Consider the following 24125-nt stretch of genomic DNA (forward strand, 5'->3'; position numbering starts at 1 on the left):
AACATGATCGATCGCTCCGCCCACGACTGGTACAAGGACGCCGTCATCTACCAGACGCACATCAAGGCGTTCTTCGACTCCAACGACGACGGCATCGGTGATTTCCAGGGGCTGATCCAGAAGCTCGACTACATCCAGAGCCTGGGCGTGAACGCCATCTGGCTCCTGCCGTTCTACCCCTCGCCGCTGCGCGACGACGGCTACGACATCGCGGACTACCGTGGCGTCAACCCGGCCTACGGCACGGTCTCCGACGTGAAGCGGCTGATCAAGGAGGCGCATCGGCGCGGCATCCGGATCATCACCGAGCTCGTCGTCAACCACACCTCGGACCAGCACCCCTGGTTCCAGCGGGCACGCCACGCGAAGCCCGGCTCGCGCTACCGCGACTACTACGTGTGGAACGACACGGACCAGAAATACACCGACACGCGCATCATCTTCCTCGACACCGAGAGCTCCAACTGGACGTGGGACCCGGTGGCGCGCGCCTATTTCTGGCACCGCTTCTACTCGCACCAGCCCGACCTGAACTTCGACAATCCGGTCGTGCGCCGGGAGATCATCGGCGTCCTCAGACACTGGCTCGACATGGGCGTCGACGGGCTGCGGCTCGACGCGGTGCCCTATCTCATCGAGCGGGAGGGCACGAACTGCGAGAACCTCGACGAGACCCACGACATCCTGAAGGAGATCCGCGCCGAGATCGACGCGAACTACCCCGACAGGATGCTGCTCGCGGAAGCGAACCAGTGGCCGGAGGACACGCGCCCCTATTTCGGCGACGGCGACGAGTGCCACATGGCGTTCCACTTCCCGCTGATGCCGCGCATGTACATGGCGCTGGCGCAGGAGGACCGGCACCCGATCACCGACATCCTGCGGCAGACGCCGGAGATCCCCGAGAACTGCCAGTGGGCGATCTTCCTCCGCAACCACGACGAGCTGACGCTCGAGATGGTGACGGAGAAGGAGCGGGACTATCTCTGGCGCTTCTACGCCGCCGACCCGCGGATGCGCATCAATCTCGGCATCCGCCGCCGCCTCGCGCCGCTGATGGACAACGACCGGCGCAAGATCGAGCTGATGATGTCGCTCCTCATGTCGATGCCCGGCTCGCCGGTCCTCTATTACGGCGACGAGCTCGGCATGGGCGACAACATCTATCTCGGCGACCGCGACGGCGTGCGCACGCCGATGCAGTGGTCGCCCGACCGCAACGGCGGCTTCTCGCGCGCCGACCCGCAGAAGCTCTTCCTGCCCTCGGTGATGGACCCCGTCTACGGCTTCCAGGGCATCAACGTCGAGGCGCAGGACCGGAACCCGACGTCGCTTCTCAACTGGACGCGCCGCCTCGTCTCGGTGCGCCGCAACCACAAGGCCTTCTCCCGGGCGAGCGTCGACTTCCTCTATCCCGGCAACCGCAAGATCCTCGCCTTCATCCGCGAGCACGAGGGCGAGGCGATCCTGTGCGTCGCGAACATCTCGCGCACGGCGCAGCCGGTCGAGCTGCACCTGCAGGACTACAAGGGCCGCGTCCCGGTCGAGCTTCTCGGCCGCAACGCGTTCCCGCCGATCGGCGAATTGCCCTACCTCCTGACGCTGCAGCCCTACGGCTTCTACTGGTTCCTCCTCGCCGAGGAGGCGGAGGTTCCGAGCTGGCACACCGATGCGCCGGAACCGATGCCGGAATTCGTCACGCTCGTCGTGCCGGAGGGCCTGAAGTCCCTGTTCGACGGCCGGCCGCGCAAGGAGTTCGAGGGCGGCATCCTCAGGAGCTTCATGCAGCACCAGCGCTGGTTCGCCGCGAAGGGCGAAGGCCTGAGCCGCGTCCGGATCGGCTGGGCGAGCCACGTCGAGGCCGGGCCGGATTCGCACGCGCTCCTCGGGCTCGAGGCGGCGATCGGCAGCGGCGACACCCAGACCTACCTCCTGCCGCTCGACATCGCGTGGGGCGAGGAGAATGTCGGCCACGGCAACCCGCTCCTGCCCTACACCGTCGCCGAGGTGCGGCGCGGGCCCAGGCTCGGCGCCCTGTGCGACGGAACGCATGGCGGGGCCTTCGCCCGGGCGACGCTGAAGGCGATGCTGGAGGATAAGACCGTCGACACCCCGGACGGGGCGCTGCGCTACCTGCACAGCCCGAAGTTCGAATTCACCGCCGATCTCGACGAGCTCGAGATCAGGCGCCTGGGGGCGGAGCAGTCGAACTCCTCGATCATGATCGGCCAGGAGGTCATCATGAAGGCCTATCGCCGCCTCTCCTCCGGCATTCATCCCGAAGTCGAGGTCGGCCGCTTCCTGACCGACGTCGCGGGCTTCGAGAACACGCCGCCCCTCGTCGGCTCGCTCGAGCGGATCGCCCCCGACGGAACCGCGACAGCGCTCGCCGCGGCGTTCGGCTATATCTGGAACCAGGGCGACGGCTGGCACTTCACGCTCGACTACCTGAAGCGCGAGCTCGACACGCTGACGATCGGCGGGCCCGAGGAGGAGGCGAAGTCGCCGGAGGACATCTTCGGCCTCTACAACGAATCCGCCCGCGGTCTCGGCCGGCGGACGGCCGACATGCACCGCGCCTTCGCGATCGACACGGACGACGAGGCCTTCGCCCGCGAGCCGGTCGACGTGGAGGACCTGCGGGACTGGCAGCTCAAGGCCGAGGCGCAGCTCGACAAGGCGCTCGAGGCGGTGAAGCGCGTCCTGCCGGACCTCGAGGGCGACGACCGCGAGACGGTCGACCGGTTCGTCGCCGCCGAGCCGGCGATCCGCGAGCGGCTCAAGGCGCTGTCGGAGACGCCGGTCGAAGCCGCCAAGACGCGGGTCCACGGCGACTACCACCTCGGCCAGGTGCTCGTCGCGAAGGACGATTTCTTCATCCTCGACTTCGAGGGCGAGCCGTCGCGGCCGCTCGAGGAGCGGCGGGCGAAGACTTCGCCGCTGAAGGACGTCGCCGGCATGCTGAGGAGCTTCGACTATGCCGCCTGGGCGGCGGTGGACGCCATGTCCGACAACGGCCGCTCCTCGCGCGGCGCGCTCACCCACTATGCGCTCATGTGGCGCGAGGAGGCGTGCCGCAACTTCCTCAACGCCTACCGCGAGACGATGGGCGACTGCCCCTCGCTGCCCGAACCGATCGGGGAGGCGAACCGTTTGCTCGAGACATTCCTTCTCGAGAAGGCCTTCTACGAGCTCGTCTACGAGGCGAGCAATCGCCCCCGCTGGGTCTCGATACCCTTGCGCGGGATCCTCGGTCTCCTCGAGACCAACGACGAGAGCCAGCGATTCACATGACGGAAATCGAAAGAAAGAACGTCGAGCCCCTCGGTGATCGCGCCGACCGCAGCGCCGTGGATGCGCTCGTGCAGGGGCGGCACGGCGACCCGTTCCAGCTCCTCGGCATGCATGGCGGAACGCTCCGGACCCTCCAGCCGGGTGCGAAGCGCGTCTGGGTGCTCGGCGAGACGGGCGACGAGCCGCTCGTCGAGCTCGAGAAGACGCATCCGGACGGCCTGTTCGCGGGCAGCGTGCCGGGGCATTCGGAGCCCTTCCCCTACCGGCTGCGGATCGAGTGGCCGTCCGAGACGCTCGACGTCCACGACGCCTACCGCTTCCCGCCGCTCCTCGGCGAGCTCGACGTCTACCTGATGGCGGAGGGCAAGCACCTCCACCTCTACAAGACGCTGGGCGCCCATCCGGTCGAGTGCGAGGGCGTGGCAGGGACGCGCTTCGCCGTCTGGGCCCCGAACGCCAGCCGCGTCAGCGTCGTCGGCGACTTCAACTCCTGGGATGGGCGGCGCCACCCGATGCGCCACCGCGTGGAGTGCGGCGTCTGGGAGCTGTTCGTTCCGGGCATCGGGCAGGGCGAGAGGTACAAGTACGAGATCCTCGACGCCCGCGGAAACCGGCTGCCGCTGAAGGCCGATCCCGTCGGCTTCCGGTCGGAGCACCCGCCGGAGACGGCCTCGGTGGTGCAGGGCCTGCCGCGCCACGCCTTCCAGGACGAGGCCTGGGTGAGGGAGCGCGAGGCGCGGAACTCGCTGAAGGCGCCGATCTCGATCTACGAGGTGCATCTGGCGTCGTGGATGCGCGTGCCGGAGGACGGCAACCGCTACCTCTCCTACGACGAGCTGGCGGAGCGCCTCGTGCCCTACGTGGCCGAGATGGGCTTCACCCATATCGAGCTCCTGCCGATCTCGGAATATCCCTTCGACGGCTCGTGGGGCTACCAGCCGGTCGGCCTCTACGCCCCGACGATCCGGCACGGCGACGCCGAGGGCTTCGCCCGCTTCGTCGACGCGTGTCACGCCAAGGGGATCGGCGTCTATATCGACTGGGTGCCCGGGCACTTCCCGGAGGATGCGCACGGGCTCGCGAAGTTCGACGGCACCCATCTCTACGAGCACGAGGACCCGCGCCTCGGCTTCCACAAGGACTGGAACACGCTCATCTACAACTACGGGCGCAACGAGGTCGCGAACTTCCTCCACTCGAACGCGCTCTACTGGCTCGACCAGTTCCACATCGACGGGCTGCGCGTCGACGCGGTCGCTTCGATGCTCTATCTCGACTACTCGCGCAACGAGGGCGAGTGGGTGCCGAACAAGCATGGCGGCAACGAGAACCTCGAGGCGATCGACTTCCTGCGCCGGCTGAACGAGCTGACCTTCGCCGAATATCCCGGCACGACGACGCTCGCCGAGGAGTCGACCTCGTGGCCGAGCGTGTCGCGGCCCGTCTATCTCGGCGGCTTGGGCTTCGGCTACAAGTGGAACATGGGCTGGATGCACGACACGCTGCGCTACATCCAGAACGAGCCGGTCCACCGCAAGTACCACCAGAACGACCTGACCTTCGGCCTGCTCTACGCCTTCTCCGAGAACTTCGTGCTGCCGCTCAGCCACGACGAGGTCGTGCACGGCAAGCGCTCGCTTCTAGGCCGGATGCCGGGCGACCAGTGGCAGCGCTTCGCCAACCTGCGCGCCTATTTCGGCTTCATGTGGCTGCACCCCGGCAAGAAGCTCCTGTTCATGGGCGGCGAGTTCGGTCAGGAGCGGGAGTGGGCCTATGCGCAGAGCCTCGACTGGCACCTCCTCTCGGAGCCCTACAATGCCGGCGTCCAGCGGCTCGTGCGCGATCTCAACCACACCTATCGTGGCACGCCCGCGCTGCACGAGCTCGACGCGCAGTCCTCGGGCTTCGAGTGGGTCGACGCGAGCGATACCGAGCAGAGCGTGCTCAGCTTCCTGCGCCGCGGCGAGGGCCCCGAGGACGTCGTGCTCGTGGTGTGCAACTTCACGCCCGTCGTGCGGCACGACTACCGGCTCGGCGTTCCGCTGCCCGGCGAGTGGCGCGAGATCGTGAACACCGACCGGCCCGACTATGGCGGAGGCGGGATCGACACCGGCGGCACGCTGCAGGCCGAGGCGGAGCCCTGGCACGGCCGCGACTACTCCCTGCGGGCGACGCTGCCGCCGCTCGCGACGGTGGCCTTCGCCTGGCACAAGCCGGCCACATGAGCCGATACGCTGTCTGGCCGGGCCGGGCCTACCCGCTCGGAGCGACCTTCGACGGCCATGGCGTGAACTTCGCCGTCTATTCGGCGAACGCCGACCGGGTCGACCTGTGCCTGTTCGACGCGGCGGGGCGGCGTCAGACCGACGTCATCCCGTTGCCGGAATACACCGACGAGATCTGGCACGGCTACCTGCCGGAGGCCAGGCCGGGCCTCCTCTACGGCTTCAGGGCGTACGGCCCGTACGAGCCGCGCCGCGGGCACCGCTTCAACCCGCACAAGCTTCTGCTCGACCCTTATGCCAAGGCCCTGATGGGCCACGTGCGCTGGTCGGATTCGCTCTTCGGCTACCGCGTCGGCTCGGGGCGCGACGACCTCTCCGTCGACCGGCGCGACAGCGCGTCCGGCATGCCGAAATGCGTGGTCGTGGACGATTCCTTCACGTGGGACGGCGACCGGCCGCCGCGCCGGTCCTGGTCGGACCTCGTCGTCTACGAGGCGCACGTGAAGGGCATGACGGCGCTGCGGCCCGACGTGCCGGAGCATCTGCGCGGCACCTATTCGGGCCTCTCGTCCCTGCCGGTGATCGAGCATCTGCAGAAGCTCGGCGTGACGGCGGTCGAGCTCCTGCCGGTCCACGCCTTCGTCGACGACCGCCGTCTCAGGCAGGACGGCCTCTACAACTACTGGGGCTACAACACGATCGGCTTCTTCGCGCCGGAGCCGCGCTACCTCGCCGGCAGCGCGGTGCACGAGTTCAAGACGATGGTGCGCAGGCTTCACGCTGCGGGCATCGAGGTGATCCTCGACGTCGTCTACAACCACACCGCGGAAGGCAACCACCTGGGGCCCACGTTGAGCTTCAAGGGGCTCGACAACGCGAACTACTACCGGCTCGGCCCCGACGACCTGCGCTACTACATGGACGTGACGGGGACAGGGAACTCGCTGAACATCGCGCATGCGCCGGTGCTGCGCATGGTGATGGACAGCCTGCGCTACTGGGTCCAGAACTACCACGTCGACGGCTTCCGCTTCGACCTCGCCACGACGCTCGGCCGCGAGAGCGACCACCGGTTCGACCCCGGTTCGAGCTTCTTCGACGCGATCCGCCAGGACCCCGTGCTGCAGGGCGTGAAGCTGATCGCAGAGCCTTGGGACGTGGGCTTCGAGGGCTACCGGCTCGGCGGCCACGGGCCGGGCTGGGCGGAGTGGAACGACCGCTTCCGCGACAGCGTGCGCGCCTTCTGGCTCGGCGAGGAGCAGCTCGCCCCCGAGGTCGCCACCCGGATGCTCGGCTCCTCCGACCTCTTCAACCACCAGGGACGAAGGCCCTGGGCGAGCGTGAACTTCGTGACGGCCCATGACGGCTTCACGCTCGAGGACCTCGTCTCCTACAACCGCAAGCACAACGAGGCGAACGGCGAAGGCAACAGGGACGGGCACGGGCACAATCTGAGCCACAATTTCGGCGTCGAGGGCCCGAGCGACGATCCCGGCATCCGGGCCATGCGCGACAAGCACAAGCGCAACCTGATCGCGACCCTGTTCCTGTCGCAGGGCACGCCCATGATGCTGATGGGCGACGAGATCGGACGGACGCAGAACGGCAACAACAACGCCTACTGCCAGGACAACGAGACGAGCTGGGTCGACTGGGAGCACCGCGACGGCTCGGCGGAGAGCTTCCACCGTTTCGTCCAGCGCATGATCGCGCTGAGGCGCGAGCATCCCGTGTTCCGGCGCAGCTATTTCCTGCACGGGATCGAGCGGGCCGCCGACGGCCTGCCGGACGTCACCTGGGTGACGCCGGCGGGCGTGAGGGTGCGCGACGAGGACTGGCACAACGGCCATCTCGGCGCCTTCGGCATGCTGCTTTCGGGCGCGGCGGGCGATCATGTCGACGAGATGGGCCGTCCGCTTGCGGACGCGACTTTCCTCGTCGCGATGAACGCGCGGAACGAAGACGTGGACTGGACGCTTCCCAAGTTCGTCGAGGGGCTGTGGAGCCGCCTGATCGACACGGCGGACCCCGAGGGCCTGCCGGTCGAGGGCGGCGAGCCCTCCGGAACGACCGTCACGGTGGCGGGTGGATCGCTCGCGCTCTTCGAGTTGAGCGCGGACCACCACGTCAGGGGAGGCTGGGAAGGCATGCCGACACCATTCGGCTCTCATCTATCGGCCCATGGCGGGACGACGTTCCGCCTGTGGGCGCCGTCGCTCGACCAGGTGCAGCTCGTGATCGAGGAGGTGCCGACGCCGAGGGTGATCGACATGGAGCGGCAGCGCGACGGCTGGTTCTCGACCTTCGTCCGCGACGCCGGGGCCGGCACGGCCTACCGCTACGCGCTGGCCGACCCGCAGATCCTGGTGCCCGATCCCGCCTCGGCCGCGCAGGCGGGCGACGTGCACGGGCCGAGCCTCGTCGTCGACCATTCCGCCTATCAGTGGCGGCACGGCGACTGGAAGGGCCGGCCGTGGGAGGAGACGGTCCTCCTGGAGCTCCATGTCGGCAGCTTCACGGAGGAGGGGACCTTCGCGGCGCTCGCGGGGAAGCTCGAGGAGATCGCCGAGGCCGGCTTCACCGCGATCGAGCTGATGCCGGTCGCCGACTTCCCGGGCCGCCGCGGCTGGGGCTATGACGGCACGCTGTTCTATGCGCCCAAGCGCGCCTACGGCTCGCCCGACGACCTCAAGGCGCTGATCGACGAGGCGCACGGCCTCGGGCTGATGGTGTTCCTCGACGTCGTCTACAACCATTTCGGGCCCGACGGTAACTATCTCGGCCTCTACGCGAAGGACTTCTTCCGCGACGACGTGCACACACCGTGGGGCGTGGCGATCGACTACCGCCGGCCGGAGGTGCGCGAGTTCGTCATCTGCAACGCGATCTACTGGCTCGACGTCTACCGCTTCGACGGGCTGCGCCTCGACGCCGTCCACGCGATCGTCGACGAGGGCGAGCGGCATCTCCTGACGGAGCTCTCCGCCCGCGTGCGTGAGCGCTTCGGCCCCGACCGCCACGTGCATCTCGTGCTCGAGAACGACGACAACGCCTCGCGCTTCCTGCAGCGCGGCGCCGACAGGCAGCCTTACGACGCGCAGTGGAACGACGACTTCCACCACGTCATGCACGTGCTCCTGACGGAGGAGAGCAACGGCTACTACGCCGACTACAGCGAGAAGCCGGCGGAGAAGCTCGCGCGGTCGCTCGCCCAGGGCTTCGTCTATCAGGGCGAGCCTTCCCCCTACCGCGACGGGGCGAGGCGCGGCGAGCCGTCGCGGGATCTGCCGGCGCAGGCCTTCGTGAACTTCATCCAGAACCACGACCAGATCGGCAACCGCGCCTTCGGCGAGCGGCTGACGGCGCTCGCGCCGGCCGACGCGGTGAAGGCCGCGCAGAGCCTCCTGCTCCTCGCGCCGCCGATCCCGCTCCTCTACATGGGCGAATCCTACGGCGCGGAGCACCCGTTCCTGTTCTTCTGCGACTATTCCGGCGACCTCGCCGACGCCGTGCGCGAGGGACGCCGCCGCGAGTTCGCGAGCTTCGGCGGCTTCAAGGACCCGGAGGCGCGGGAGAAGATCCCCGATCCGAACGCCGAGGAGACGTTCGAGCGCTCGCGGCCCGAGGCGCCCGACAGCGAAGAGGCGAAGGCCTGGGCCGCCCGCACGCGGGAGATTCTCGCCTTGCGGCGGCAGGCGGTCGTGCCGCTACTGAAGGCCGGCGTGACGGGCACCGCGGCCAGGGCCGTGGGAGATCGCGGCGTCGAGGCGGAGTGGCGCTTCGCCGGCGGCTCGACCCTGCGCGTCGCGGCCCAGCTCGGCCCGTCGAGCGGCAGCGGTTTCCGCCTGCCCGAGGGAAGGGCCTTGCATCTTTCCGCGCCCGATCTCGACAAGGCCCTCGGCCACGGCGGATTGCCCGCCTGGTCCGTCGCCTGGTTCCTGGAGCGTCCATGAGCGAAGTGCTTGACCGGCTGGCCGACGCCTGCGGCATCGAGCCTGCCTATCACGACATCTCCGGCCGCCACCACGTCGCCTCGCCCGAGACGAAGCGGGCGCTGATCGAGGCCATGGGCCTTGCCGCCGGCAGCGACGGCGAGTGCCGGGACAGCCTCGGGCGGCTCGAGGAGCGCCAGGGCGCGGCGCTCGGGCCCGTCGTCGTGAGCCGCGAGGCGGACCGCATCGTCGCCGAGGTGCGCCTGCCGGACGCAGAGCCGCACTGGCAGCTCCGCCACGAGAACGGCGAGGCGGTGGAGGGGCGCGCGGAGATCCGCCACGGGCGGCTCGAGATCCGCTTCCCGCCGCTGCCGCACGGGCGTGCGAAGCTGCACCTCGAGATCGGCGAGGGCATCGAGACGGAAGTCATCCTCGCGCCGCCGCGCTGCGTGACGCCGGCCGATCTCGGCATCGACCGCGCCTTCGGCATCACGGCGCAGGTCTACTCGATCCGCGACGCGCGGGACGTGCCGACGGGCGACTACACGTCTCTCGCCGACCTCGCGCGGCGGGCGGGCCAGGCCGGCGCCGACCTCGTCGGCATCAATCCCGTCCACGCGCCGTTCCCCGCCGCCTTCGACCGGCCGAGCCCCTATTCTCCGTCGAACCGCGGCTTCCTCGACTGGCGGCTCGTCGACATCGCCGCGGTGCCCGGTGCCGCGCCCGACGATGCGGGGACGGTGCCGCCGAGCGAGGCGCTGGTCGACTGGCCGGCCGCGCTCAACTGGCGGATGGCGGCGCTGCGCAAGGCGCATGGCCGCTTCATGGCGGGATCCGACGACGCCGCGCGCGACGAGTTCCTGCGCTTCCGCGCCGCGGGCGGGGAGGACCTGCACAACCAGTGCCTGTTCGACGCGCTGAGCGACCATTTCGAAGGCCGCGCCTGGTGGGACTGGCCGGAGGAGTATCGCTCCGCCCGCAGCGGCACGGTCGCCCGCTTCGCGGAGGAGAATCAGGAGGCGACGTCCTTCTTCGCCTACCTGCAGTGGCTCGCCGACCGGCAGCTCGCCAGGGCGCACGACGTGGGGCGCCACGCCGGCATGCGGCTCGGGCTCTACCGCGACCTCGCGGTCGGGGCCGATCCCGCCGGCTCGGCGAGCTGGGCGACGCCGGAGCTCGTCGTGCCGGCGGCCTCCGTCGGCGCGCCGCCGGACGACCTCGCCCCCGGGGGGCAGAACTGGGGGCTCGCGCCGTTCTCGCCGGTCGCGCTGCAGGCGAACGCGTACCGGCCGATCGGCGCGGCCTTCGCCGCCTCGATGCGCCACGCCGGCGCGGTCCGCATAGACCATGCGATGGCGCTGCAGCGACTGTTCTGGATCCCTCGGGGCGGCTCCGCGGCGGACGGCGCCTATGTGCGCTACCCGTTCCACGACCTCCTCGCCGTCCTGGCGCTCGAATCCAACCGCGCCCGCGCCGTCGTCATCGGCGAGGATCTCGGGACGGTGCCGTCCGGCTTCCGCGAGGCGATGCACGACAACGGCATGCTCGCCTACCGGGTGCTGCCCTTCGAGCGCCGCGACGACGGCAGCTTCAAGGAGCCGCAGGAATACCCGCAGCTCGCCGCCGCCTGCACGGCGACCCACGACATGCCGACCGTGCGCGGCTGGCTCGCCGGACGCGACGCGCACTGGCGGGCGAATGTCGGGCAGATCCCGGACGAGGCCGAGGCGCGGGCGAACCGCGAGGCCGACGTCGCCCGGCTCGTCGAGACATTGCAGCGCCTCGACCTGCTCGACGGTGCCGATCCCCTGACGGAGAGCGAGTTCGTGGCGGCGGTCCACCGCTTCGTCGCGCGCACCGCGTCCTGCCTCGCCTTCGTGCAGATCGAGGATCTCGCCAGGGAGCTCGAGCAGCCGAACCTGCCGGGCACGCTCGACGAGCATCCGAACTGGCGCCGCAGGCTCGGCCGCGACCTCTCCGCGATCTTCTCCGACCCCGCGACAGACGCGATCCTCACGGACTTGCGGGCGCAGCGCCCGAGACGGTGAACCCCATGATCTCGACATACAGACTGCAGTTCCGCGGCGGCGTCGACTTCGCCCGGGCGGCCGCCCTCGTGCCGTATCTGAAGCGGCTCGGCGTCAGCCACCTCTACGCCTCGCCGATCTTCGAGGCGGCCGAGGGCTCGACCCACGGCTACGACGTCGTGAACCCCAACGTGCTCGACCCCGTGCTCGGCGGGGAGGCGGGCTTCGCCGAGCTTCATGATGCGCTGAAGCAGCACGGCCTCGGCCTCGTCATCGACATCGTGCCGAACCACATGGCGGTCGGCGAGAGCAACCCGTGGTGGTGGGACGCGCTGGCGCGGGGGGCGGACAGCCCCTATGCCGGCCATTTCGACATCGACTGGGAGGCCGAGGAGGGGCGCGGCCGCATCGCACTGCCGATGCTGGGCGCTCCTTACGCCGAGGAGCTGCAGGGCGGCAACCTGAAGCTCTACGCGGAGAACGGCCGGTTCCGTCTCGGCTATTTCGACCGCTTCTTCCCGCTCTCGGCCGAGACGCGGGAGGCGCTGAAGGGCGAGGATCTCGACCGGATCAACGGCGATGCCGACCGCCTGCACGAGATCCTCGAGCAGCAGAACTACCGGCTCGTGCACTGGCGCGCGGCACCCGACAGCCGCAACTGGCGCCGCTTCTTCGACATCGACAACCTGATCGGCGTCCGGGTCGACGATCCAGCCGTCTTCGCAGCGACCCACGAGCTGACGCTCGACCTCGTGCGCTCCGGACGGATCGACGGTCTCCGCATCGACCATGTCGACGGTCTCGCCGCGCCGACGACCTACCTGAAGCGCCTGCGCGAGGCGGTGAACGAGGCGGGCGCGGGGAAGGACTTCCCGATCTATGTCGAGAAGATCCTCGGTCCGGACGAGGAGCTGCCCGAGACGTGGCCGGTCGACGGCACGACGGGATACGAGGCCCTGAACGAGATCACCGGGCTTCTCCTGCCGGCAGGGGCACCCGAAGCGCTGATCGAGGTCGCGCGCGAGCTCACGGGGCAGGAGACGCCTTTCGAGGAGGAGCTGAAGGCCGCGAAGGCCGAGGTGATCGACACGCTGTTCGCGGGCGAGCTCGAGGGCCTCACTTCGGCGCTGGCGAGCCTCGCGCAGCGCGAGATCGCGACCGCCGAGATCGGTGCCGTCCGCGGCCGGCGGGCGATCAACCAGCTCCTGATCGCGCTGCCGGTCTACCGCGTCTATCCCGGCCGTGACGGGATCACGGCGCCGGAGGAGGAGACGCTTCGATCTGCGGCCGAGACCGCCCGTGCACAGCTCGACGAGGGCGACCATCCCGCGCTCGACCTCCTCGTGCGCCTCGTCTCGGCGCCGCAGGACGACGAAGAGCTCGACTTCGCGCGGCGGCTGCAGCAGCTGTCGGGGCCGGTGATGGCGAAGTCGCTCGAGGACACCGCCTGCTACCGCAACGTCTCCGTGCTCGTCGGCAACGAGGTAGGCGGGCACCCGCCGCACGTCGCCCTGTCGCCGGAGCGCTTCCTGGAGCGGGCGCGGCGGCGCCAGGAGACCTTTCCGCGCAACCTCGTGCCGACCGCCACCCACGACACGAAGCGCGGCGCCGACACGCGGGCGCGGCTCGTCGCCATCGCGGGCCTCCACGAGGAGTGGCGCGCCGCCGTCGACGCCTGGTTCGGCATGAATGCCGGAATCCGCGGCGAGATCGACGGTTCGCCGGCGCCCGATCCCGTGACGGAATATCTCTTCTACCAGAGCGCGGCGGCGGCGTGGCCGCCCCTTCTGGAGGCGGACGACGAGGCCGGCGCCCGGGACTACGCGGCGCGGCTTCAGGACTACATGATCAAGGCGGCGCGCGAGGCGAAGCTGAAGACGAAGTGGACGGCGCCGAACGAGGCCTTCGAGAGCACCGTGCGAGATTTCGTCAACGAGGCCCTGAAACCCGGGCCGGACAACCTGTTCCTGCCCTCACTCCACCGGTTCGTCAGGCGTGCCGATCCCGCCACGCTGTGGACGAGCCTGTCGCAGCTCCTCGTGCAGACGATCGCCCCGGGCGTGCCGGACATCTACCAGGGCAGCGAAGCGTTCGACTTCTCGCTCGTCGACCCGGACAACAGGCGCATCCCCGACTTCGACGGATTGGCGGAGGGCCTGCCGGCGAGCGCCGCGGGCCTTCTCGGGCAGTGGCGCGACGGCCGGCTCAAGCAGTTCGTCACCGCCCGCGCGCTTGCCCTGCGGGGGCGGCACCGCGAGCTCTTCCTGCATGGCGAGGTCTCGTTCCTGCCGGTCTCCGGCGCGGCGGCCGGGCACCTCCTCGCCCTCTGCCGGCGCCACGGCGACATCTCGGTCGTCGCGCTGCTGCCCCGGGAGCCGGGGCGGCTGTCGGGAGACGAAGGGCTGTGCCTGCCGGCCGAGATCATCGCCGACACGACCGTGGAGTTGCCGGGCGACCCGCCGGCCGTGGGAGACGTGCTCTGCGACCGGACGCTCGAGACGAGCGGCGGCCGGTTGCCTGTGGCCGCCTGCCTCGACCAGCTCCCCGTCGCGCTCATCGAGATCCCCGGCGGCTGAGGGCGATCGGGGACGTTTTCCTCCAGTCGGGGCCCGTGACTTGGTGGCTCCAATGTGGGAATAGCCGGACGACCCGTTCCGGAGCGCCCGCATGACCGAGCCGATCCTCCTCGACGTCGACGGCGACGTCGCCACGCTGACCTTCAACCGGCCCGAGGCGCGCAACGCCCTCACCTTCGAGATGTACGAGGGGCTGCGCGAGACCTGCGAGAGGCTCGCGGCGGAGGGCACGGTCAGGTGCCTCGTCATCACCGGCGCCGGCGGCGAGGCCTTCGCGGCCGGCACCGACATCTCGCAGTTCCGCAGCTTCCGCACGGCGGAGGACGCGATCGCCTACGAGGAGAGGATCGAAGGGGTTCTCCGGGCGATCGAGCTGTGCCCGATGCCGGTCGTGGCGGCGATCGCCGGGGCCTGCACGGGCGGCGGGGCCGCCATCGCCTCGGCCTGCGACATCCGTATCGCGACGGCTGGGTCCCGCTTCGGCTTTCCCATCGCGCGCACGCTCGGCAACTGCCTGTCGACCGCCACGATCTCGCGGGTCGCCGAGCTCATCGGGCCGGGCCGCACGAAGGAGCTGATCTTCACGGCGCGGCTGATCCCGGCGGAGGAGGCGAGGGCCGTCGGATTCGTGAGCGAGGTGGTGCCGGACGACGCGGCGCTTCAGGCCCGCGCACGGGAGCTGGCCGCGCTGATGACGGGCCACGCCCCGATCACGCTCAGCGCGACCAAGGAGGCGCTGCGGCGGCTGCGCACCGGCGATGGCGACGCGACGGGCTCCGACCTCGTCGTGCGCGCCTATACGAGCGAGGACTTCCGCGAGGGAATGGAGGCCTTCCTCGCGAAGCGCCCGCCGCAGTGGAAGGGCAGGTGAGGACGAAAGCCGATACGAAAAAAGCTGACGACCCGGGGGACATGGGTCGCCAGCTTCTCGGGGATGACCGCCCGGGGGAGAGCGGTCAGGATGAGCTCTTCAACTATCCGCCGGCCATGTCCGGATGAGGGAGGCGGCGTGGCAATTTTGCGTCACTGCGCAATTACTTTCTCATCGGGCCGCCGTGACGGTTGACGCGGTGCGCATCACCACGCTGGTGTTCTCGCCCAGTCGGTCTTCGATCGCGACCGTGCGGATGACCCGGGGTGTGTCGCCGCCCTCGGCCGCCTGGAGGCAGGAGGCGTCGATGCGCGGCCAGGTCTGGCCTGCGCAGGAGGACCGCTCCACCGCGAGGTCGGCCTTCTGGGCCTCGTGGACCGTCTGCGGCACGTGCCGCTCCGGCACCTGCACCGCCTGGAGCGCGAACGTGGCCGTGTCTTCGCGCCCCTCGAGGGCGGGATGACGGTCGCTGATCTTCGCCGGCTCGATCTGCGAGCTTCCGTTCGCGGAGGGCTGCGTCATAAGCACGAATCCACCCGCGCAAATGGCGGCAGCCGTGACGAGTGCGGTACCGCGTGCGAACATGGATATTCTCTCCAACCTCTGTGGGGTCCGGCGCATGTAATGCGCTCGTGAGCCCTGTTGCCCTTCTGTCGCCTTCTGGACAAAACAACGCACTCGATGGCTTCCGGTTTCATAGTGTATTGACGTCTCGCTCCGAGTGTGGTCACAAAAGTGTTTAGCTCTCGCGGCACATCCCCCATCCTGATTATCGACGCATCCGTTTCCGCCCGGTCCGCAAGGCCTTCGCCGGCGCCGTCGGGCTGTTCACGTTTTCGTGAACGCGCACGCGCCGGATCGGAGGGTCCCACCCCCTCTTCCGAGAGGCTCCCGGCCCGCCGCGGCGCCGTCCCGGGTTCGAGACCGAAGAGGCCGACGTGACCTCCTTCCGCTTCCTGCACGCCGCCGACCTTCACCTCGGGAGCCCTTTCCAGGGCCTCGCCGTCAAGGATCCCGAGATCGCCGCGCGCTTTGCGGAGGCGACGCGAAAGGCCTTCGCGAACCTCGTGGCGCGGGCGATCGAGGAGAGGGTGGCCTTCGTGGTGATCGCCGGCGACGTCTATGACGGCGAGTGGAAGGACAACACGGTGGGCCTGTTCTTCAACCGCGAGGTCGCGCGGCTCGACCGCGAGGGCATCCCGCTCTTTCTCCTGCGCGGCAACCACGACGCCGACAGCGTCGTCACGAGGAGCATCACCCTGCCGCCCTCCGTCTCGCAGTTCGAGACCCGCAGGCCCACGACCTTCCGCATCGAGCATCTGAAGGTGGCGCTGCACGGGCAGGGCTTCGCCGAACGGGCGGCGACCGAGAACCTGTCGCTCGGCTACCCGCCGCCGGTCGCCGGCCACTTCAACATCGGCGTGCTGCACACCTCGCTCACCGGGCGGCCGCCGCACGCGAACTACGCGCCGTGCGGCATCGAGGACCTGAAGGGCCGTGGCTACGACTACTGGGCGCTCGGCCACGTCCACGAGCACGAGATCGTGTGCACGGATCCCCACGTCGTCTTCCCGGGCAACCTGCAGGGCCGCAGCATCCGGGAGACCGGAGCGAAGGGCGCGGTGATCGTGTCGGTCGAGGAGGGGCGGGTGACGTCGCTCGAGCACGCGGCGCTCGACGAGGCGCGCTGGGCGCTCGCCGAGGTGGACGTCGCGGGCGCGGAGGACCTGTCCGGGCTTCTCGGCCAGGTCGAGCGGGCGCTGGCGCCGGTCGCCGCCGAGGCGGAGGGCAGGCTCCTCGCGCTGCGCCTGCGGCTGACGGGCGAGACCCCGATGCGGCGCCACCTCGTCGCGAACCGTGCCTCGGTCGGCGACGAGATCCAGGCCGCCTGCCACAGGCTGCACCCCGACATCTGGCTCGAGAAGCTCGACATGCGCCTCGCCGATCCCGCCGGCCCGCGCGCTCCGGCCGCCGATCCGGCCCTCGATCTCGCCGCCATCCTCGAAGGCCTCGCCTCCGACCCGGAGATGATCGCGCGCGCGAGGAGCGTGATCGCCGAGGTCGCGGGCAAGCTGCCGGCCGGGCTCGGCGCCCTCGACGCGCCGCTCGGCGACGACGCGGAGACGCTGCTCGCGGAGGCGCGCGACGTGCTGCTCGAGCGCGCGGGCGGGGCCTGAGGGCGGCATGCGGTTCGAGAGGCTCCATCTCCTGCGCTACGGGGCGCTCAGCGACCGCACGCTCGGCTTCCGGCCGGACGCGAGGCTCCACCTCGTCTACGGGCCGAACGAGGCGGGCAAGACCTCGGCGCTCGCCGCGATCTCCGACCTCCTGTTCGGCTTCCCGCATCTCAAGGCCTACGACTTCGTGCACGACGCCGCCTCGCTGCGGGTCGCGGCGACGCTCGAGGCCCGCGACGGCTCGGTTCTCTCCTTCCGGCGGCGGCGCGGCAACAAGAGCACCCTCCTCGCCGACGACGACAACGAGGCGGCGCTGCGCGACGACGCGCTGGCGCCGTTCCTGGGCTCGCTGACGCGCGAGGTGTTCGAGCGCGCCTTCGGCCTCGACTCCCAGCGTCTGCGGCGGGGCGCCGACGAGATGCTGAGGAGCGACGGCGAGCTCGGCTCGATGCTGTTCGCCGCCTCCTCCGGCCTCTCCGGCCTCTCCGGCCTCAAGTCCGACCTCGACGCCGAGGCCGGCCAGATCTTCGCGCCGCGCGCCTCGAAGGACCGGCTCTTCTACCAGGCGCTCGCGCGCCACGAGGAGGCGCGGCGGGCCGAGCGCGAAAGCGAGCTGAGCGCCACCCGGTGGAAGGCGCTCAACCAGGAGATCGACGATCTGCGCCTCCAGTACGACGAGCTGGCGGACGCGAAGGCGCGACTGCGCACGCGCGTGTCGCGGCTCGAGACGCTGAGGACGCTGCAGCCGATCGTCGCCGAGATCGACGGCGACGAGGCGCGCCTCGCCGAGTACGGCGATCTCGCCGGTCTCCCCGCGGGATTCGCGTCCGACCTCGAGGGGCGGCTCGACGAGGCGGAGAGGGCGCAACGGGCCTTCGCGGCGGCCGAGGAGCAGGTCGCGCGGTGCCGCGAGCAGCTCGGCCGGATCGTCGTCGATCGCGCGCTGCTCCAGGAGGCGGAGGCCGTCAGCGCGCTGTTCGGCCGGTCGGGCGACTATGCCGGCAAGGCGAGGGACATCCCACGCATCGTCGCCGAGCGCGACGACTACGAGGCGCAGCTCGTGCAGATTTCGCGGCGCCTCGGCGTCGGGCGCGACGAGCTCGAGGCGCGTCTGCCCTCGGACGCCGCGATCGCGCGGGCGCAGGCGCTCGTGGCGGAGGGCAGGAGGCTCGCTGAGGACCGCGCCTCGATGAAGAGGCGGCTGCAGGAGGAGCGCGAGACGCTCGCGCGGCTCGACGACGAAAAGCCGACGGAGGCGCTGGTCGACCCGCGACCGTGGCGCGACAGGCTCCTCGCGCTCGGCCCGGACCTGCGGCTCGTCGAGGGCAGGGCGGAGCGGGAGGCCTCGATCCGCGGGGAGCGCCGGCGCATCGCCGAGGACGCGGCCCGGCTCGAGCCCGCGGTCGTCGAATTGGACCGGCTGGCGCAGGCGGCGATGCCCTCGCTCGAGACGATGGCGAGGCAGCACGAGGACATCGCCGCGCTCGACCGGAAGCTCGAGGCGCTTCGCGCGCGGCAGGCCGAGGCGGAGGAGAGGCTCGCGCGGCTGCGGTCGGCGATCGCGGAGACGGAGCGTTCGGGCGTCGTGCCGACCGACGCCGCCATCAGGGAGGCGCGGGAGGCGCGCGACGCCGGTTTCGCGACGCTCGCCGACGCGCTCCTCGGGCGGAGGCCGCTTGCGGCAGAAGGGGCGCACGGCGAGATCGAGCGGTTCGGCGCGCTGGTGCGCGAGGCCGACCGCCTCGCCGACGCGGCGCTGTCCGACGCCGAGCGCGTCGTCACCCACGCCGCCCGTCTCTCCGAGGTCGAGGCGCTGGCGGAGGCCGGGCGCGGCCTCGACGAGGAGGCGGCGTCGCTCGAGGCGAGGCGCGAGGCCCTGCTGGACGCGTTCGCGGGCCCGTTGCGCCGCCTCGGGCTCGAGCCCGGCGGCACGGAGCCGATGCTCGGCTGGCGGCGCTCTCTCGACGCCCTCCTCGAGGACAGGCGCCGCCTGCTCGCCGAGGAGGATGCGGTCGCGGGGCTCGCGGCGCTGGAGGATCGCATGAGGCCTGCGCTGGAGGAGATCGCGGCGGCGGTCGGGCTCGCCGCAGGCAGCCTGCCCGTGCCGGCGATGGCGCGGGCGGCCGAGGATCGACTGCGCCATCTCGGGGAAGCCTGGACCGAGAGCCGGACGCAGGCCGGCCGCCGCGAGGACTGCCTGCGCAGGATCGCGAAGCTCGAGGCTGACGGGGAGGCGCTGGCCGGCGACGAGGAAGGGTGGCGGCGCCGCTTCGCCGAGGGCGCCGGCGCGATCGGGCTCGCGGCATCCGCCGGGGCGGACGAGGCCTCCGTCGCGCTCGGCCTGTGGGAGAAGGTGCCAGCGATCTTGCGGGAGCGCGACAACCGGGCGCGCCGGGTGGCCGGCATGGAGCGCGACATCGACGCCTTCACCGCGGCCGCGGGTGATTTCGTCGCCCGTCTCGCGCCGGACCTCGCGGGGCTGCCGCCGCTCCACCAGGTCGAGCGGCTGAACGAGCGCGCACAGGCCGCCCGAACCGCCATGGCCCAGGAGCGCGATGCCCGCGCCTCGCTGCAGGAGGGGGAGGTCGCGCTTCAGGCGCGCTCGCAGGAGGTCGAGGCGGCGCGTGCCGCGCGCGACGCGCTTCTCGATGCGTGTCCGCAGGGCGCCGACCCGGCCGATCTCGTGCGGCGGCTGCGCGAGCGCGACGGATTGCGCGAGGAGCTCCGCAAGTGCCGGACCCGGCTGGCCGAGGTCGCGGCAGGGGCCGCGGAGACCGAAGTGCGCGAGGACCTGACGGATTTCGACCGGGAACGGGCCGGCATCGAGATCGAGACGCTGAAGAAGGAGGAGGCCCGGCTCGACGGCGAGATGAACGAGGTCTTCGCCGCCCTGTCGGAGCGCCGGCGCGAGCGGGAGCGTCTCGACGCGTCGGGGGGCGCCGAGCGCGCGGCCTTCGAGAAGAACGCGGCCGAGGTCGAAGCCGTCGAGGCGGCGCGGCGCTGGGCGGTGCTGCGGCTCGCCTCCGGCCTGCTGTCGGCGGCGATCGAGCGCCACCGCGACCGGCAGAGCGACCCCGTCATGCGGCGCGCGGGCGAGCTCTTCTCCATCCTGACCGGCGGCTCGTTCGCCGCGCTGAGGCAGGAATACGACAAGGACGACCAGCCGCAGCTCGTGGGCGTGCGCCCGTCGGGCGAGCGGGTCGATGTCGCCGGCCTCAGCGACGGCACGCGGGACCAGCTCTATCTGGCGCTGCGTCTCGCCTTCCTGGAGGACTATGCGACGCGCAACGAGCCCGCGCCCTTCATCGGCGACGACATCTTCCAGACCTTCGACGACGACCGCACCGCGGCAGGGCTCCGGACGCTCGCCGCCGCCAGCGGGAGCTTCCAGCCGATCCTCTTCGCGCACCACCGCAGCGTCGTCGACATCGCGCGCGACGTGCTGGGCACGGACGCCGATATCATAGAGCTCTGAAGCGCGCGGAATGAAAAAAAGGCCCGGCCGCTCGCGCGGCCGGACCCGATCATTCGGCATCGTGGAGGGGGCAGGATACCCTGTTCAGAAGCTGAAGTCGCCCAGCTTCATGAACTGCGTCTCGCCGTTCGAGTCGTCGACCCCGTCATTGTCGGTGACGATGTAGGCCGATCCGTCGGCGGCGAGGGTGAAGCCCTCGATCTTGTCGAGCACGTAGCCGTTCGCCGACCTGAGATCTTCCAGCAGGTCGCGCACGAGCGTCTTTTCGACGATCGGTGCCTCCTCGCCCGGCAGCGCCGGCTCGATCCCGTCGAGCGAGACGGCGTAGAGCCTCTTCACGGCCGCGTCCTGGCCGATCTGGTTGTCGCGCTCGACGATCAGCAGCCGCCCGTCCTCGGTCGCGGTGATCTCGGAGAGGCCGATCCAGCCCTTCGGCGCCTCGTCGAGCGGATAGTGCACGACGCCCCATTTCTCCGTCGCGGGCTTGTAGGCGACGAGCTTCACCATGCCGGCGGGATCGTCCTTCCACTCGCGCTGAACGGCGGCCCAGATCGTCCGGTCGTCGCCTGAGCCGGCGACGGTGACGCCCTCGAAGCCGTAGCGGATCGCCTGCGACCTGATCTCCTCGGGCAGGGTCAGGATCTCCTGCACGGCCCCGTCCGTGTCGACGCGGATCAGCCGGTCGTCCATCTCCTTCTCGGGGTTGCCCTCCGAGGCGAGCCAGAAGCCGCCCTCCGGCGCGACGGCGATGCCCTCGAGGTCGAGCTTCTCCATCGGCGCGCCGTCCTGCGTCACGACCTTGGCGTCGACGATCTTGGCCGGCGTCTGCGAGGCGTCGATCGTGAAGATCTTCGACTGCGCGTAGAAGCTGTCGGACACGGCATAGAGGCGGCTCGCATCCTCGGGATCGGCCGCCAGGCCCGACAGCGCGCCCCAGGTGATCGGCGCGCCGTCACTGTCGACGGACTCGATCGTGGGGTAGCTCGCCTCGCCGCCGCGCTCGTAGATCATAACGGTCGCGCGCACGCCGCCATCCTCGACGAAGTCCCGCTCGTTCGCCGTCACGAACAGGTTGCGGGAGGGAATGGCCAGCAGGCCTTCCGGGCCGACGCCCGACGGGAGGACCTGCAGGAACTCCGGCGCATCGCCCGTGTCGCGGTAGACGGCGACGAAGGAGCCGCGCTCGGAGCCGACGAAGATCAGGCGGTCGTCGCCGAAGCTAGCGACCTCGAGGCCCTCGGGCTCGGTGCCCTTCGCCCCGGAGCGCTTCTCCGGATAGTGGCCGATCCGCATTCCGAGCCGCTCGAACGCGTTGCCGGCGTCCCAGAGGACCTCGCCGGACTTCGCGAAGATCGTGAAGCCGCGCGAGCCGCCCTGGTAGTCGCCCTCGTTGGCCGTGACGAAGCGCTCGTCGTCGAGCCACTTCACGGTGTCGGGCTCCCGCTTCAGGCCCGTCGCGCTCTCGGTGGGGTCGATCACCATGTCGCGCGTCGCGTCGATGCCGTCGAGATCGACCGTGCCGGCCGAGAAATGCGCCGTCACCTCGCCGCTCTCGAGGTCGACGATCGCGATGTGGTTGTTCTCCTGCAGCGTGACGACGGCTTCGCCCGCCTCGTTGACGTCGACGAACTCGGGCTCGGCGTCCTCCGGCGCGATCTCGGCGAGGCCCGTCAGGTCGACCTCCTGCATCGAGGCGCAGTCGACCGCGCCGTCGGCCACCGAGAAGATCACGAGGCTTCCCGAGGGCAGCTGCGGGATCTGCCCGTCGTTCAGGTCCTCGTCGCGTTCGTTCTCGAGAACCACGGCCAGCCGGCCGCCGTCCTTGGAGAGCGCCACGGAGTCGGGCTGGCCCGGGATGTCGCAGGTGGCCTCGACCGAGGTGCCGGCGATGTCGACCGTCGCGACCTGACCGCTCGGCTCGGTGTAGCTCTCGGAGGTCTTCACGCCGACGAACGCCTTGCCTCCGGCAACGACGACGGAGGTCGGCTCGCCGTCGAGCGGCACGAAGCCGGCGGCGGCCGGCGCGCGCGCGTCGCTGATGTCGATGATGCCGACCGCACTCTGAGGCGAGTCGGTGTAGACGAGCGTCATGCCGTCCTCGGTCGCGGAAATGATCTCGGCCACCGTCTCCGTCGCCTGGTCGCGGTCGGCGGGCAGGTTCTCCGCGACCGGGAACGTGGCGATGCGATTGAACATGTCGCTGCTCTGAGCCGCCGCAGGCAGCCCCCAGACGGCTGCGATGGCGAGCACGCTGCTCGTGATGGTGAGACGCATGGGATCTCCGCTCGAATATGAAGGATGTGCCGACCCCTCTCGGCGGAGCGGACTCTTATGGGGGCTTCGCAACGTTTCGATGACGCTGCAGAAGCTGCTCCGGCAGCGCCGGAGACCCCGGCCCGCGCGGTGACGCCGGTGTGGGCGACTAGCTCGCCGTTCCGGAGACCACCACGCTGCCGCGGCGGTCCCGCTTCGCCTGGTAGAGCGCGGCGTCCGCCCGCCCGATCAGCGCGTGGGGGTCGTGCGCGCCGTCGGCGGCGATGGCGATCCCGATCGTGGCGCCGATCCTGATCGTGGCCCCCTGAACGTAGAAGGGCTCCTCGAGCGTTCGGGTGATCCGGCGGGCGAGGAACTCCACCTCGCTCAGATGCTGGATGCCGTCCTGCACGACGACGAACTCGTCGCCCCCGAGCCTGGCGGGGAAGTCCGTGTCCCTGACCGTGCGGCGCAGCCGATCGGCCACCGCCTTCAGCAACGCATCGCCCATCGCGTGGCCGTGCTCGTCGTTGGCCGCCTTGAACCGGTCGAGATCGAGGAAGTGGATCGCCGTCCTGCCGTCGCGGCAGGGCCGCGCGAGGAGGCTCTCGAGCTTCTCCTCCAGTGCGATGCGGTTCGGAAGCCCCGTCAGGCGGTCGGAGTGGGCGAGCTGCTCGAGCCTCTGCTGCGCCTCGATGTCCTTCCGCACGGCCTGCCCGATGTGTCGCGCGGTGTCGAGGCCGCCGAACAGCATGATCAGCGTCAGGGCGGAGAGGCCGAGATATGACGCCTCCCAATGCGTCGCGATGGCCGCGGCCGCGGGGAGGGTGGCGAGCAGGATCGCCGCCCGGCACATGCGAGGCCGCGGCGCCACGCGGGCCATCAGGCCGCCGACATGGGAATAGAGGAGCGCGATCGCGAGCATATGCCCCACCGCGTCCGGATAGGCGAAGGCGCTCGCCACCGTGCCCCCGAGAATGGCGGCGAAGAGACAGGTGAGCGCGGCGTATACCCGCTCCCATTTCCGGAAGTCCGCCGGCTCGTACCAGCGGCGATAGGCGAGCGTCATGGCGATGCGGGCCGCCGTCGCCAGGAGCCCCGCCGCCAGCAGGACGGCCATTCCGATGCTCTGGTGGCGGTAGAGGATCAGGCCGGCCACCAGTGCCTGGGCGACGCCGGTGATGAGGATCGGCACGAGGTTCGTGAAGAGGAGCTCGACCAGGCGCCGGTGCGTGGCCGGCGAAGGAGCGGCTTGCGCGTCAGGGAGCATCGTGGAACAGGTCACCTTCTGCGGC

The 24125-nt window shown here is 70.5% G+C and carries 11 protein-coding genes; 8 read left to right on the forward strand and 3 right to left on the reverse strand.

Translation table 11 applies throughout. The features are described 5' to 3' along the window. The first annotated feature begins 3 nt into the window (after positions 1 to 3). The 6 genes from treS to N177_RS18005 all read left to right on the forward strand — a co-directional run bounded on the left by treS (position 4) and on the right by N177_RS18005 (position 14925). Positions 4 to 3294, forward strand: coding sequence for a maltose alpha-D-glucosyltransferase (gene treS, locus N177_RS17980; RefSeq protein ID WP_023433835.1), 3291 nt, complete (start codon positions 4 to 6; stop codon positions 3292 to 3294). Continuing rightward, a complete protein-coding gene (gene glgB / locus N177_RS17985; protein WP_023433836.1) occupies positions 3291 to 5519 on the forward strand; it encodes a 1,4-alpha-glucan branching protein GlgB in 2229 nt (742 codons plus the stop codon). The genes treS and glgB overlap by 4 nt, the downstream gene beginning before the upstream one ends. Next, positions 5516 to 9472, forward strand: coding sequence for a glycogen debranching protein GlgX (glgX, locus tag N177_RS21165; RefSeq protein ID WP_023433837.1), 3957 nt, complete (start codon positions 5516 to 5518; stop codon positions 9470 to 9472). Before glgB ends, glgX begins: the two co-directional genes overlap by 4 nt. Then, positions 9469 to 11499, forward strand: coding sequence for a 4-alpha-glucanotransferase (gene malQ, locus N177_RS17995; RefSeq protein ID WP_023433838.1), 2031 nt, complete (start codon positions 9469 to 9471; stop codon positions 11497 to 11499). The genes glgX and malQ overlap by 4 nt, the downstream gene beginning before the upstream one ends. A gap of 5 nt (positions 11500 to 11504) precedes the next feature. Beyond that, a complete protein-coding gene (gene treY / locus N177_RS18000; RefSeq protein ID WP_023433839.1) occupies positions 11505 to 14054 on the forward strand; it encodes a malto-oligosyltrehalose synthase in 2550 nt (849 codons plus the stop codon). A 91-nt stretch (positions 14055 to 14145) separates the two neighbouring features. Then, complete coding sequence (locus N177_RS18005) at positions 14146 to 14925, forward strand: enoyl-CoA hydratase (RefSeq protein ID WP_023433840.1); 780 nt, start codon at positions 14146 to 14148, stop codon at positions 14923 to 14925. A gap of 171 nt (positions 14926 to 15096) precedes the next feature. Here N177_RS18005 and N177_RS18010 read toward each other — a convergent pair whose 3' ends face one another. After that, positions 15097 to 15447, reverse strand: coding sequence for a hypothetical protein (locus N177_RS18010; protein ID WP_023433841.1), 351 nt, complete (start codon positions 15445 to 15447; stop codon positions 15097 to 15099). Positions 15448 to 15863: 416 nt separating this feature from the next. On the opposite strand from N177_RS18010, the gene N177_RS18015 reads away from it, so the two are divergent. Then, positions 15864 to 17102, forward strand: coding sequence for a metallophosphoesterase family protein (locus tag N177_RS18015; protein WP_023433843.1), 1239 nt, complete (start codon positions 15864 to 15866; stop codon positions 17100 to 17102). Positions 17103 to 17109: 7 nt separating this feature from the next. After that, the gene (locus N177_RS18020; RefSeq protein ID WP_023433844.1) at positions 17110 to 20577 is read left to right on the forward strand and encodes an ATP-binding protein; all 3468 of its coding nucleotides are present in this window, start codon (positions 17110 to 17112) and stop codon (positions 20575 to 20577) included. Positions 20578 to 20661: 84 nt separating this feature from the next. Here N177_RS18020 and N177_RS18025 read toward each other — a convergent pair whose 3' ends face one another. Together N177_RS18025 and N177_RS18030 are read right to left on the reverse strand one after the other, a co-directional pair. After that, positions 20662 to 22851 (reverse strand): esterase-like activity of phytase family protein, encoded by a 2190-nt coding sequence (locus N177_RS18025; protein ID WP_023433845.1) that lies wholly within the window; start codon positions 22849 to 22851, stop codon positions 20662 to 20664. 148 nt (positions 22852 to 22999) lie between these two features. After that, entirely contained in the window at positions 23000 to 24100 is a 1101-nt protein-coding gene (locus tag N177_RS18030) for a GGDEF domain-containing protein (protein WP_023433846.1), read from the reverse strand. Positions 24101 to 24125 lie beyond the last annotated feature (25 nt).

The organism is Lutibaculum baratangense AMV1, assembly GCF_000496075.1.
Taxonomy (GTDB): domain Bacteria; phylum Pseudomonadota; class Alphaproteobacteria; order Rhizobiales; family Tepidamorphaceae; genus Lutibaculum; species Lutibaculum baratangense.